Source organism: Sphaerisporangium sp. NPDC005289 (genome assembly GCF_040607455.1).
Lineage (GTDB): Bacteria > Actinomycetota > Actinomycetes > Streptosporangiales > Streptosporangiaceae > Sphaerisporangium > Sphaerisporangium rhizosphaerae.
This window is the reverse complement of the sequence record NZ_JBEXGS010000002.1, coordinates 19,657-31,919: the sequence shown is the minus strand read 5'-3', so window position 1 is coordinate 31,919 and position 12,263 is coordinate 19,657. Positions and strand designations below refer to the sequence as shown.

The 12,263-nt window shown below is 72.0% G+C and carries 13 protein-coding genes; 3 read left to right on the top strand and 10 right to left on the bottom strand.

Features of this window, described 5'->3' with window-relative positions:
- Positions 1 to 80 precede the first annotated feature (80 nt).
- A complete protein-coding gene (locus ABZT47_RS03055) occupies positions 81 to 362 on the top strand; it encodes a WhiB family transcriptional regulator (protein WP_354835529.1) in 282 nt (93 codons plus the stop codon).
- Between the two features lie 85 nt (positions 363 to 447).
- On the opposite strand, the gene ABZT47_RS03050 is transcribed toward ABZT47_RS03055, so the two are convergent.
- The 8 genes from ABZT47_RS03050 to ABZT47_RS03015 all read right to left on the bottom strand — a co-directional run bounded on the left by ABZT47_RS03050 (position 448) and on the right by ABZT47_RS03015 (position 7,710).
- Entirely contained in the window at positions 448 to 1,368 is a 921-nt protein-coding gene (locus ABZT47_RS03050) for a carbohydrate ABC transporter permease (RefSeq protein WP_354835527.1), read from the bottom strand.
- Between the two features lie 16 nt (positions 1,369 to 1,384).
- Positions 1,385 to 2,353, bottom strand: coding sequence for a sugar ABC transporter permease (locus ABZT47_RS03045; RefSeq protein WP_354835525.1), 969 nt, complete (start codon positions 2,351 to 2,353; stop codon positions 1,385 to 1,387).
- A gap of 109 nt (positions 2,354 to 2,462) precedes the next feature.
- Entirely contained in the window at positions 2,463 to 3,890 is a 1,428-nt protein-coding gene (gene ngcE / locus ABZT47_RS03040) for an N-acetylglucosamine/diacetylchitobiose ABC transporter substrate-binding protein (protein ID WP_354835523.1), read from the bottom strand.
- Positions 3,891 to 4,051: 161 nt separating this feature from the next.
- Positions 4,052 to 4,804 carry an SIS domain-containing protein gene (locus ABZT47_RS03035; protein WP_354835521.1) on the bottom strand — a complete coding sequence of 251 codons (753 nt, stop codon included), beginning with the start codon at positions 4,802 to 4,804 and terminating at the stop codon, positions 4,052 to 4,054.
- Positions 4,805 to 4,809: 5 nt separating this feature from the next.
- The gene (locus tag ABZT47_RS03030; RefSeq protein WP_354835518.1) at positions 4,810 to 5,679 is read right to left on the bottom strand and encodes a MurR/RpiR family transcriptional regulator; all 870 of its coding nucleotides are present in this window, start codon (positions 5,677 to 5,679) and stop codon (positions 4,810 to 4,812) included.
- A gap of 143 nt (positions 5,680 to 5,822) precedes the next feature.
- On the bottom strand, positions 5,823 to 6,026 hold the full coding sequence (locus tag ABZT47_RS03025; protein WP_354835516.1) for a hypothetical protein: 204 nt from the start codon (positions 6,024 to 6,026) through the stop codon (positions 5,823 to 5,825).
- Positions 6,023 to 7,177, bottom strand: coding sequence for an inorganic phosphate transporter (locus ABZT47_RS03020; RefSeq protein WP_354835514.1), 1,155 nt, complete (start codon positions 7,175 to 7,177; stop codon positions 6,023 to 6,025). The genes ABZT47_RS03025 and ABZT47_RS03020 overlap by 4 nt, the downstream gene beginning before the upstream one ends.
- Positions 7,178 to 7,353: 176 nt before the next feature.
- Entirely contained in the window at positions 7,354 to 7,710 is a 357-nt protein-coding gene (locus ABZT47_RS03015) for a helix-turn-helix transcriptional regulator (RefSeq protein WP_354835512.1), read from the bottom strand.
- A gap of 138 nt (positions 7,711 to 7,848) precedes the next feature.
- Between ABZT47_RS03015 and ABZT47_RS03010 the strand changes: the two genes are divergently transcribed.
- Together ABZT47_RS03010 and ABZT47_RS03005 are read left to right on the top strand one after the other, a co-directional pair.
- A complete protein-coding gene (locus tag ABZT47_RS03010; protein WP_354835510.1) occupies positions 7,849 to 8,946 on the top strand; it encodes an NADH:flavin oxidoreductase/NADH oxidase in 1,098 nt (365 codons plus the stop codon).
- A gap of 93 nt (positions 8,947 to 9,039) precedes the next feature.
- Positions 9,040 to 9,612, top strand: coding sequence for a DUF2087 domain-containing protein (locus tag ABZT47_RS03005; protein WP_354835508.1), 573 nt, complete (start codon positions 9,040 to 9,042; stop codon positions 9,610 to 9,612).
- Positions 9,613 to 9,695: 83 nt separating this feature from the next.
- Here the strand turns inward: ABZT47_RS03005 and ABZT47_RS03000 are convergent, their stop codons facing one another.
- Both ABZT47_RS03000 and ABZT47_RS02995 read right to left on the bottom strand, forming a co-directional pair.
- Positions 9,696 to 11,216 (bottom strand): cytosine permease, encoded by a 1,521-nt coding sequence (locus ABZT47_RS03000; RefSeq protein WP_354835506.1) that lies wholly within the window; start codon positions 11,214 to 11,216, stop codon positions 9,696 to 9,698.
- A gap of 82 nt (positions 11,217 to 11,298) precedes the next feature.
- Complete coding sequence (locus ABZT47_RS02995) at positions 11,299 to 12,210, bottom strand: DUF72 domain-containing protein (RefSeq protein WP_354835504.1); 912 nt, start codon at positions 12,208 to 12,210, stop codon at positions 11,299 to 11,301.
- Positions 12,211 to 12,263: the final 53 nt, after the last annotated feature.

Genomic DNA, 12,263 nt, shown 5'->3' with positions numbered 1-12,263 from the left:
AGATGTGTCAACCCCACCAGAGCGGGCACGCGAACCCTCGGCAGAGACCGCATAACGCCACTCACTCTCATGGGATAGCTATGGTCATCCAGGACACCCTCATACCGGCCGTTTCGTGGCTGCGCCGTGCCGCCTGCCGCGGTGAGGACCCCGAGCTGTTCTTCCCGATCTCGGCGAAGGGTCCCGGTTACGCCCAGCACGAACGGGCGAAGGCCGTGTGCCGCCGCTGCCCGGTGCGGAACGCGTGCCTGGACTACGCGGTGCGGACCGGCCAGGAACACGGCATCTGGGGAGGGACCGACCCCGACGAGCGCCGGGCCAGCCTCGCCAGGAGCCGCGACAGTTTCGTGCGCACCGGTTAGCGCCGTGCCCGGACGGTCGGGCCGGGCCCGGCCGTCGCGTCATGCCGGGGCCGGCCGCGGGTGCGGCCGCACCCGCGGGGCGAGGTCATTTCAGCGCGCCCGCGGTGAGGCCGGCCTGGATCTGGCGCTGGAAGACCGTGTAGACGATCAACATCGGCAGGATCGCCATGCTGAGCGCGGCGAACAGCGCCGACCAGTCGGCGTCGTACCCCGCCGAGGTGGAGATGTCGGCGATGCCCTGAGTGAGCACCCACTTGTCCTTGGCCTGGCCGCTGAGCAGCACCAGGGGGATCTGGTACTGGTTCCACTGCCCGAGGACGTTGAAGATCGTGATGCTGACGATGCCCGGCCGGGCCATGGGCAGCATGATCTGGAAGAACACCCTGCTGTGGGAGGCGCCGTCCACGAACGCCGCCTCGGCGACCGCCTCGGGCAGCGTGCGGAAGAACGCCGACAGGAAGAAGACGGTGAAGGGCAGCGAGTAGGCGATGTACACCAGCACCAGCCCGCCGTGGGTGTCCAGGCCGATGAACCGGCCGATCACCGGCACGGCGCCCATGTTCTGCACCACGAAGAACAGCGGGGTCAGAGCCAGGTAGACGGGGAAGGCCAGCCCCGAGACGAACAGCAGGTAGATCGCCCGGTTGCCGCGGAACCGGTAGCGCGCCAGCACGTAGGCCGCCATCGACCCCAGCAGCATGGTGCCGAACGTGCCGAACCCGACGACGATGACGCTGTTGATCATGTAACGGCCGATGTGGGCGGTGTCCCACGCGCGGGCCCAGTTGTCCCAGCGCAGCGCCGCGGGCAGCGACCATGCGCTGCCGAAGATCTCGTCCTCGCTCTTGACCGAGGCCAGGAACGTCCACAGGATCGGCACCGCCACCAGGACCGTCCACACGATCAGCGCCAGGTGGGACAGCCCTGACAGCGGCCCGAGGCGGGCCCTGCGCCGCTCCCGCGACGCGCTCCGGCCGAGCGTCACCTTGCCTGCCTGCGAAACCATGTCGCCAGGCCTCCCTCTAGAACTCGATGCGCTCGCGTCGCGACAGGCGCAGGGTCAGTGCCGCGAAGGCGACCGTGAAGAAGAACAGCACCACGCCCAGGGCCGAGGCGTAGCCGAACCTGAAGTACTGGAAGGCGTTGCGGTAGATCTCGGCGGCCATCACGGTCGTGGAGTGGTCGGGGCCGCCGTGCTCGGCGGTCATCACCCACACGATGGCGAAGACGTCCAGCGCGGCGATGCCGAGGTAGACCAGCCCCACCTGGACGGTGTCCCACAGCAGCGGCAAGGTGACCTGGAAGAACAGCTGGGCGCGGCCGGCGCCGTCGATGCGCGCGGCCTCGTACATCTCACGGGGGATGGAGGCCATGCCCGCGGAGAACAGCACCACGTAGAACCCGACCGCCTGCCAGACCAGCACGCCGAGTATCGACCAGAACGCCACGTCCGGGTTGGACAGGAAGCCGACCGGGTCCAGCCCGAGCGCCATCAGGGGGGCGTTCAGCATGCCGCTCCTGTCCGGCCGGAACACCTGCTGGAACAGCACCGCGACGATCGCGACCGCCAGCACCTGGGGGAAGAAGAACACGACGCGGTAGAAGCGGGCGCCGAACACTCCGCCGTGCCCGCCGCCGGACTCCCCGCCCGCGTTGAGCAGGAAGGCGAAGAACAGGGCGATGACGATGGTCAGCAGCGGCAGCAGCACCAGCAGCAGCGCGTTGTGGCCGACGGCGGTCCAGAACACCGAGTCGGCGAACAGCCGGCGGAAGTTCTCCAGCCCGATGAACCGCGGGCTGGCGCTCACCCCGCGCCAGTCGGTCATCGCGATGTAGAACGCCTGCGCGTAGGGCGCGATCACGTAGGTCACGTACAGCGCCACCGGGAGCACCAGGAAGCCCGCGATGAACCGCGCCCGGAGGAGGCCGGCCCTGCGGATCACGGCGAACCGTCCGGGCGCCGGTTGGAGGCCGAGCTGGACATGGGACATCTGCTTTCTGTCGTTGACGGCGGGCGGCGGCCCCGCCCGCGGGGCGGCCTGGCGTGCCCGGCGGACGCGCGGGACGGGGGAGGGGCCGCGGCCCCTCCCGCCCATGATCTCAGCGGGTGAACTTCTTCACCGAGGAGTCGCCCTTGATCTCGTCGGACTTCTTCTGGCACCGGTCGGCCCACTCGCCGACCTTCAGCCGGCCCGCCATGAGCTGGCCGGTGGCGGCGGCCACCTCGTCGTGCAGCGGCTGGTACCACTGGCGGAAGCGGAAGTAGGTGGTGTTGGCGCCGGCGTTCTGCAGCGCCGTCGCCGCGGCTTCCAGACCCGGCGTCAGCTTGCGGCCCTGTGAGGCGCCCTTGACCACGGTCAGCGTGCTGAGCAGCTCGCTGAACTTGCCGGCCCCCTCTTTGGACAGCATGGCACGCATGTACTCCATGCCGGCGCGGGGGTTGGCCGACCTGGCGGCCACGAAGTACTCCTCGCCCGGCCGGGAGTGCACCGTGCCGTAGGGCAGGGCGTCGGAGCCGGAGAAGGACGGGAGCGGGAACATCGCGTAGTGGAAGTCCGCCGGTGTGGAGTCCTTCTGCTCGTTCTCCAGCCACGACCCGCAGGGCAGCATGGCCACCTGGTACTTGTTGTGCGCGGTCTGGGTCTGGATGTGGTCCAGGCCCTCGGTGCCCTGCAGCAGGTACTTGGCGCCGATCTCGGCGAAGGCGCCCGCGGCCTTGGCGACCGGCTCGGCCTTCCACGCCCCGTCGGCCAGGTTGTCGATGTTCTTCAGCACCTCGACGCCGCCGATCTTGGCGGCGAGGGTGAGGATGGTCTCGTAGATGTAGAACGGGTGCTTGCCGGCGTAGGTGAACGGCGCGCACTTGCCGGACTTCTTGATCTGCTCGCAGAGCGCGGTGAACTCCTCCCAGGTCTTGGGCACCTGCCAGCCGTTGTCGTCGAACAGCTTCTTGGAGTACCAGATGCCCCACACCGTGTTGGCGTACTCGAGCACGCAGTACTTGCCGTCGTAGGTGCCGAGCTCGATGGCCGAGGGCAGAATGGTGTCGCGTACCTTGACGTTCGGATCGTCCCAGCTCGGGGCGTCGAGCAGGGGGGAGAGGTCCTGCAACTGCCCGTCCTGGGCCAGGGCGCCGAAGTCCATCGAGTTGTCGCCGGAGTTGTTGACGAACTCCGGCGGGTTGCCGCCGGCGAACCTCGGCTGCAGGGTCTTGGCGATCTCCTTGGTCGCGGTGTGCTTGATCTCGACCTTGGGGTGCTTGGTCTTGAACAGCGGCTCGTGGATGGTCCTGGCGTAGGCGTCGCCGTACCCGCCGTCGAAGATCACCACCTCGAAGGGCTTGTCCTCGGCGAGTCCGAGCGGGTTGGCCGCGCTGGTGGGCCCGGTGGCCTGGGGTGCCGGGCCGGAGGGGCCGCCGCCGCCCGCCGGGGTCGCGCACGCCGACAGCGTGCCGGCGGCCGGGATCAGCAGTCCCGCGAGGGCGGCGCTGCGCAGCAGCTCGCGCCGGGTGACAGGGTTTTGCGCCATCAGTCCTCCTGGGGGGCGGGAGTCCCGGACCGCCGTCCCGGGGCCCGTGAGGCGGGCCCCGGCACGCCGGGCGGTTCTCTGGTCGAACCTGGTCGGGTCGTGTGCGGGTGGAAGGTCGCCTGGGCTGCGCGGACCGCGCGGACCGCGCGGCCCGGGCGCGGTCATCCGCCGCGGCGGATGCGTCCGGCGTAGCGGGCTTCCAGCGCCCGGTTGTGCTCGTCGCCGCCGAGGACGTTGGCCGAGCGGTAGATCGGCGGCGCCTCGCCGGCCTCCAGCAGTTCCCTGACCACCTCGGCGACGACCATCTGCGCGAGCAGGGCCGAGGTGATCGTCGACACCGCTCCGAAGGTGCCGCCGCCCGGGAGCGGGATGACGGCGTCTCCGTACGGGGCGCCGTTGTCCAGCACCACGTCGGCGAGGTCGAGCAGTTTGAGCCCGGTGGGGTGGCGGGACTTCATCTCGGAGCTGTGCCGCACCGAGGTCAGGGCGACGAGCTTGTGCCCGCGCTCCTTGACGATCGAGGCCAGTTCCACCACCGAGCCGTTCACCCCCGAGCTGGAGATCATGACGAAGGCGTCCTGCGGCCGCACCGGCGCCAGCTCGTAGATGCGCCGGGCGATCGAGGGGTCGCGTTCGAGCTCCGGCGAGCCGAGCAGGCCGGGCGGCTCCCCGCCGTACAGCACCAGGTCGCGCAGGGCCAGCCGGTTGGTGGGCACGAGCCCGCCGGCCCGCCCGGCGATCTCCATCGCGATCGCCTCGGAGTGGCCTGAGCCGAATGCCTGGATCACCCCGTCGCCGCGCAGGCAGGCGCACAGCAGCGTCGCGGCGTCGCGCACGGCCCGCTCTTGGCCGGCGGCGACCTCGCGCACCAGCGTCTCGACCTTCTGGACGTAGGCGGCGGCACTGATGTCCAATTCTCTCAGCTCCTCTCCACGCGGTGGCCTTCGACGGCCCTGATCGTCAGCTCGAACGCCTGGTCGGCGCGTTCGAAGGTGCGCTGGGCGACCGCGACGTACACCACGTCGAGGACGAGCAGCTGCGAGTGGACGGCGGCCAGGCCGCCAGGGCGGAACGTCGTCGCGCGGCTGGCGGTGGTCAGCACCAGGTCGGCGGCCTCGGCCAGCGGCGAGCGGGCGAAGGAGGTCACCGCCACTGTGGTCGCACCGTGCTTGGCGGCCTCGGCGAGGGCCTCCAGCACCTCGCGGGTGCGGCCCCGGTGGGAGATGCCGATGGCGACGTCGCCCCGGCCGAGCAGCGCCGCGTCGGCGAGCGCGTCGTGCGGGTCGGTGAAGCTCCAGCAGGGCACCCGGATGCGGCGCAGGCGGCCCTCCAGCATGCCGGCCACGGCGCCGCTGGCCGACACGCCGAACAGCAGCACCCGGCCGGCGGCCAGCACGGCGTCGGCGACCTTGCCGACCACGGCCAGGTCGAGCTGGGCCGCGGTCTCCTGGATGAGGCGGGTGTCGGCCGCGGCCACCACCTCCACCACCGACTCAAGGGCGTCGGCGGGCCCGATCTCACGGCCGACCCCCGCGCCCCAGTGCGCCTGGGCGGCGCGGCCGGTCTCGGTCGCGAGCGCCACCCGCAGCCCGGCGTACCCGGCGAAGCCGAACAGGCGGCAGAACCGGGTCACGGTCGCCGGGGAGCTGCCGCTGCGGCCGGCCAGCGCGGTGATCGTCGAGCGCGCCGCCAGGGCAGGATCCTCCATGATCGCCTCACCGACACGCCGGAGGGCCTCGGGCAGTCCAGGCAGTTCCGTCTGGATCCGGCCCAGCGCACCTCCGGTCACGGGCGTTCCTTTCACCGATGAGTGATCGGATGAAAATAATTGCCCACGACGGGCGTGATTAGCAAGGACGGTTTCATCACAAGTTCGGCTCGCCCCTCTTGCACCCCGCCCGCGCGGGGGTTCCAGGGGCGAGCCGGAAGGGGCTACGCGGCGAGCATCACGTACAGGCCGAGGGCGATGGCGGCGGCGACGACGAGCAGGCACAGGCCCGCGGCGGCGCGGCCCGCGGGGCGGCCGGTGGACAGCCCGGCCAGGGCCAGGGAGAAGACCGCGGCCAGGCCGGCACCCGCGACCAGCGAGGCGACCATGACCTTCCAGAGGGCGTCCAGGTCGATGTAGTCGTTCACGCGGCCCCTCCCTCCGTCGCCGGGGCGGGGGCGAGCCGCCCGGTCCAGTCGGCGTTGACGTTGCCGGCGTGCACCGCGGTGCGGCGCGAGGCCAGGTACAGCGCCCCGGACAGCACCAGGGCGACGGCCAGGACGGCGGCCACCCCGAGCGTGCCGCCGATGCGGGTGGCGCCGGCCCAGGCGAGCGCGCCCACGGCCGCCGCCGCGGACAGCGTGACCAGCCACGCCAGCAGCATCCTGGCCGCCACCCTCCAGCGCACCTCCGACAGGCGCTTGCCGAGGCCCGACCCGATCACCGAGCCGGTGCAGACGTGCGTGGTCGACAGCGGGAAGCCGAAGTGCGACGAGGCGAAGATCACCGCGGCCGAGGAGGTCTCGGCGGCGAAGCCCTGCGGGGTCTCGATCTCGGTCAGGCCCTTGCCCAGGGTGCGGATGACCCGCCACCCGCCCAGGTAGGTGCCCAGGGCGATCGCGCTCGCGCTGCAGACGATCACCCACAGCGGGGGACCGGCCTCCTTGGATACCACGCCCCCGGCGATCAGCGCCAGCGTGATGATGCCCATGGTCTTCTGGGCGTCGTTGGTGCCGTGCGCGAGCGACACCAGTGAGGCCGACCCGATCTGCCCGTACCGGAACCCGCGGGACCGGGTGCCGTCGGGGACGTTCCTGGTCAGGGTGTAGACCAGGTAGGTGCCGAGGGTGGCGACCAGGATCGCCGCGACCGGGGCCGGCAGCGCCGGGACCAGCACCTTGGACACCACCGCCGCGCCCTTGACCGCCGAGGCGCCGGCCGCGATGAGCGTGGCCCCGACCACGCCGCCGATCAGCGCGTGCGACGAGCTCGACGGGATGCCGAAGTACCACGTCACCAGGTTCCAGGCCAGGCCGCCGACCAGCCCGGCGAACACGACGGTGAGGGTGATGGCGCCGCTGTCCACGATGCCGGTCGCGATGGTGGCCGCGACCTGGAGGGACAGGAACGCGCCCGCGAAGTTGAGCGCCGCGGACAGGGCGACCGCGACCTTGGGGCGCAGCGCCCCGGTGGCGATGGAGGTCGCCATGGCGTTGGCGGTGTCGTGGAAGCCGTTGGTGAAGTCGAAGGACAGGGCCGTGACGACGACGAGTGCCAGGAGCACCGTGTTCGCATCCATGCGGCTGATATGACGCCACGGGCGGCGTCTAATCCTCCGGCGGGCGGGACGGCCGAGAATTCATCTCCAGGTCGGCCGCTCGTCACCGCCGGCGCCGCGCCCGTGGCGGCGTCCACGTCCGCGCCGTCGCCCGTGCGGCCGGGCCGTCGCGCACACCCTGGCGCGTGCCCGTTCCGTCAGTGGCCGTCGCCGAGGCGGCGGCACTGGGCGGCGTCGGCGTCCAGGATGGTGCCGAGCAGGCCGGGGAACAGCTCGTCGAGGTCCTCGCGGCGGAGCCGGTTCATCTTCGCCGTGCCCTGGTAGATCTGACAGATCACCCCGGCCTCGCGCAGGACGCGGAAGTGGTGGGTGGAGGTGGACTTGGTGACCACCAGGTCGATGGCCGAGCACGGCGCCTCGCCGTCGCGGCCGAGCGTGGCCAGGTAGCGCACGATCTGCAGGCGCATGGGGTCGGAGAGGGCGTGCAGCACCGCCTCCAGCCGGATCTCCCCGCACTGAGGATGCTCCAGCTCTCTGGCGGACGTCGACGTCACGGTGTTCCTCCCTCGATCAGTCACCCATTGTACGACGGTCGCCGTAGTTTGACACTTACCGTAGTACGCCATGTATCGTACAATCTGCCGCCCGGCACACGGGACGGAACTCCGGCCCTGACCTCAAGGAGCGAAGACGTGAGCGCGTTGTTCGAGCCGCTGACCCTGCGGAACCTCACCATCCCCAACCGGGTCTGGATGTCCCCGATGTGCCAGTACAGCGCGGCCTCCGATGGTCCCGGCCAGGGGGCGCCCACCGACTGGCACCTCGCCCACCAGGCGGCCAGGGCCGTCGGCGGGGCGGGTCTGATCATCACCGAGGCCACCGCCGTGACGCCGGAGGGCCGCATCAGCCCCTACGACCTCGGCCTGTGGAACGACCGGCAGCAGCACGAGTTCACCCGCATCACGAGCTTCCTGCGCGAGCACGGCGCCGTGCCCGGCATCCAGCTCGCCCACGCGGGACGCAAGGCGTCCACTGACCGGCCCTGGCGCGGGGGCCGCCCGGTCGGGCCGCAGGACGGGGGCTGGCGGCCGGTCGCGCCCAGCCCGATCCCGTTCGCCGGCGGGCACCCCGAGCCCGCCGAGCTGAGCGCCGCGGAGATCGGGCGCGTCGTCGAGGCCTTCGCGCAGGCCGCGCGCCGGGCGCTCGCCGCCGGGTTCCAGGTGGTCGAGGTGCACGGCGCCCACGGATACCTGATCAACGAGTTCCTCTCGCCGCACAGCAACCACCGCACCGACGCCTACGGCGGCTCCCACGGCAACCGCGTCCGCTTCGCCCTGGAGGTCGTCGACGCCGTGCGCGCCGTCTGGCCCGACGACCTGCCCGTCCTGTTCCGCGTCTCGGCGACCGACTGGCTCACCGAGAACGCCGAGGACCCTCGTCAGGGCTGGACCGCCGAAGACACCGTGCTGCTGGCCAAGGAGCTGCTGGTCCACGGCGTCGACCTGCTGGACACCTCCTCCGGCGGCAACGCGGCGGACGCCCGTATCCCGCTCGGCCCCGGCTACCAGGTGCCGCTCGCCGCCCGGGTGAAGGCCGAGACCGACCTCCCCGCCGCCGCGGTCGGCCTGATCACCGAGCCACGGCAGGCCGAGGAGATCGTCGCCTCGGGTCAGGCCGACGCCGTCCTGCTCGGCCGCGAGCTGCTGCGCGACCCGTACTGGCCGAACCGCGCCGCCCGCGAGCTCGGCGCCGGACCGCGCTGGCCGCACCAGTACGACCGGGCCGTGTGACCGATCGACTCCTCGACCAGTGCGAGGATCGACCTGGCGGGCCGTACCAGGGCGAAGGGACCAGGCCCGCGCGGCGTCGATCGGCTGGAGACCATGAGCGAGCACGACATCGAGGGCATCGGGGCGATGGGCGGAACCGGCGAGACCGGCGAAATCGACGAAGCGGTCAGGCGCGTCCTCGGCCTGCTGTACCAGGAGGACACCCTGCGCGTGCTGTCCGCCCTGGTCCTGCACGGGTCGGCGGACGGCTGCGGCCTCGCCCCGGACGTCGCGCGCCGGGCGCTGGAGCGGCTGGAGCGCGGCGGGCTGGCCGTGCGCGAGGGCGCGGGCTGGCGGGTGCGGCGCGAGCGGTTCCGTGAACTGCTGCACGCCGGCGCCAGGCCGCCCGCCGCGCCGGTCTCGGCCGAGGAGCGCGTCGTGCGCACCTTCCTGGTCGAAGGGCGCCTGCGGGCGATCCCGACGCGGCGCGAGAAGCGCCTGGCGGTGCTCAACTACATCGCCCGCGCGTTCGAGCCCGGCGTCCGCTACGCCGAGAAGGACGTGAACGTGGTGCTGCGCGCCTTCCACGACGACTACGCCGCCCTGCGGCGCTACCTCATCGACGAAGGCCTGCTCGGCAGGGAGAACAACGTGTACTGGCGCACCGGCGGCATCGTGGACGTCTGACGCCCGGCTCGCCCGCGGGGACGGGCCGGCCGCCCCGGCCTCGGGAGCCGTTCAGGGGCGGCCGCCCCGGCGTCGGAAGCCGTTCAGGGGCGGGCGCCGGCGGGCTCGGCGTCCGGGCCGGTGGACGGCAGGTCCTCCTGCGTGCGGACGTGGACGCGGCGGGCGAGCAGCGTCGCCGCGAAACCGAGCACCAGCGCCACCAGCACGCCGAGGTTGGCGAAGGCCCAGGAGCCGGAGGTCCCGCCGAGCCCGAGCGGGCCGAGCAGGTAGCCCTGCCAGCCGAGCCAGCTCGCCGAGGTGTTGGTGACCAGGCCCCACCCGATGGCCGTGGCGACGACGACCACCGCCACCGGCGTCAGGGGCACGTCCCCGTAGCGGCCCGCCGGGCGGTACAGGTCGGCCTCGTCGTAGTCGCGGCGGCGCAGCGCCACGTCGGCCAGCATGACCCCGCACCAGGCCGCGATCGGCACGCCGAGCGTCGTCAGGAACCCGATGAACTGCCCGAGGAACGTGCCGCCGAAGAACACGATGTACACGGTGCCCGCGACCATCAGCACGCCGTCGATCAGGGCGGCGACGTAGCGCGGCGCGCGCAGGCCGGCGGCGAGCAGCGCGAGCCCCGAGGAGTAGATGTCCAGCACCGCGCCGCCGACCAGGCCGAGGACGGCCACCGCGGCGAAGGGGATGAGGAACCAGGTGGGCAGCACGGTCGTCAGCGCGCCGATCGGGTCGGCGGCGATCGCCTCGTTGAGCCCCTTGGACGACCCCGCCAGCAGCAGGCCGAAGATCAGCAACACCACCGGGGCCAGCGACGCTCCGAAGGTCGTCCAGCCCACCACGCCCACGCCGGAGGACCGGCGGGGCAGGTAGCGGGAGTAGTCGGCCGCCGCGTTGACCCAGCCGAGCCCGAAGCCGGTCATCATGAAGACCAGCGCCCCGATGAACGCCTGCGGAGGCCCGGCGGGGATGGCGGCGACCGCGTCCCAGTGGATGTGGCCGGCGACCAGGAAGATGTAGACCACGGTCAGCGCGCCGGTGACCACGGTGATGACCGTCTGCATGCGCATGATCACGTCGAAGCCCATGACGCCGCCCGCGATGATCAGCAGGGTCACGACGACGAGCGCGGCGAGCTTGGTCGGGGTGCCGCCTCCCCAGCCGAGCCGGTCGAACACCGTCGCGGTGGCCAGGGTCGCCAGCGCGGTGAGCACCGTCTCCCAGCCGACGGTCAGCAGCCACGAGATCGCCGAGGGCAGCCGGTTGCCCCGCACGCCGAAGGCGGCCCTGCTCAGCACCATCGTGGGCGCCGAGCCCCGCTTGCCCGCCAGCGCCACGAATCCGCACAGCAGGAACGAGAACAGGATGCCGGCCAGCCCGGCCGCGACCGCCTGCCAGAAGGAGACGCCGAAGCCCAGCGCGAAGGAGCCGTAACTGAGCCCGAGGATGGACACGTTGGCCCCGAACCAGGGCCAGAACAGCTGCCGGGGGCGTCCCTTGCGCTCGGCGTCACCGATGACGTCGAGCCCGTGGACCTCCACCTTGAGCCCGCCGCCGCCCGCGCGGCCGTACGGCTGATCTATGGGTTCGTCCTGCGTGCCGGCCATATTTCCCCACCTGCCTCAGTTGCCGGGGAATGTATGGTCCCCGTCGCTCCACCGTCAAGAGCAACCGCGGCCCGGGGCCGGATCATCCTGCGGCGGGCGCCCCGGCGGCGAGCAGAGACGCCAGGTGGGCGGCGTTGCGCTGGGCGTTGTCGGCGCAGCAGTTGTTCATCAGCACGTGGACGGTGCGGGCGCGGGAGGCCAGGCCGGCGATGTCGACGGCCCACTTCTCCAGCTCCTGCTCCGAGTACAGGTAGCCGAACCGCTCCTCGATGACCTTGCTGGTCCACTTGTCGGAGTGGCCGTGGAAGCGGACGACGGCCAGGTCGGCGGTCGCCGTGAGCACGGGCGGGACCGAGGAGGGGTGCCCCTGCGGCATGTCGACCGCCACGTAGGGGATGCCGTGCTCGGCCAGGAAGCCGATGGTCTCGTCACGGCGCTCGGGGGCCATCCAGCCGGCGTTGCGGAACTCCACGCTGGCGCGCATGGGCCGGCAGCGTTCCACGCAGTGCAGCACGTAGCGCAGGCCGCGCTCGCCGGGGACCAGCCACGGCGGGAACTGCAGCAGGATGGCCCCGAGCTTGCCGGCCTCGTGCAGCGGCGTCAGCGCGCCGAGGAAACGGCTCCAGACCTCCTCGGCGATGTCGGGGCCCACGTCGCGCAGGTAGACGGTGTCCTTGGCGGTGCCGAGCCGTTCGCGCAGGTCCTTGTACAGCGACCGCGTCCGGGTCGGGTGGCCGGTCAGCAGGGAGAAGGCCTTGACGTCGAAGGTGAAGCCGGGTGGGGTGCGGTCGCGCCAGGCCTCGGCGGTGCGCAGGGACGGGGGGTTGTAGTAGGTGGCGTCCACCTCGACCAGCGGGAACCGTGAGGCGTAGTAGGCCAGCCGCGCCGCGGGGGTGGTGGCGTCCTTGGGGTACCAGCCGGAGGTGAGCAGGCTCCGGTCGGTCCACGAGGCCGTGCCCACCAGGACGCCGGGACGTAGATCGTCATCGGGCATCCCGCCTCTCTACCACCACCGCCCGCGCCAAACACCGCCCAGGTGGGGCGGTG

Coding starts and splice junctions, on each gene's coding strand:
- ABZT47_RS03055 (WP_354835529.1), top strand. CDS start 81: ATGGTCATCCAGGACACCCTCATACCGGCCGTTTCGTGGCTGCGCCGT.
- ABZT47_RS03050 (WP_354835527.1), bottom strand. CDS start 1,368: ATGGTTTCGCAGGCAGGCAAGGTGACGCTCGGCCGGAGCGCGTCGCGG.
- ABZT47_RS03045 (WP_354835525.1), bottom strand. CDS start 2,353: ATGTCCCATGTCCAGCTCGGCCTCCAACCGGCGCCCGGACGGTTCGCC.
- ngcE (WP_354835523.1), bottom strand. CDS start 3,890: ATGGCGCAAAACCCTGTCACCCGGCGCGAGCTGCTGCGCAGCGCCGCC.
- ABZT47_RS03020 (WP_354835514.1), bottom strand. CDS start 7,177: ATGGATGCGAACACGGTGCTCCTGGCACTCGTCGTCGTCACGGCCCTG.
- ABZT47_RS03005 (WP_354835508.1), top strand. CDS start 9,040: ATGAGCGAGCACGACATCGAGGGCATCGGGGCGATGGGCGGAACCGGC.
- ABZT47_RS03000 (WP_354835506.1), bottom strand. CDS start 11,216: ATGGCCGGCACGCAGGACGAACCCATAGATCAGCCGTACGGCCGCGCG.
- ABZT47_RS02995 (WP_354835504.1), bottom strand. CDS start 12,210: ATGCCCGATGACGATCTACGTCCCGGCGTCCTGGTGGGCACGGCCTCG.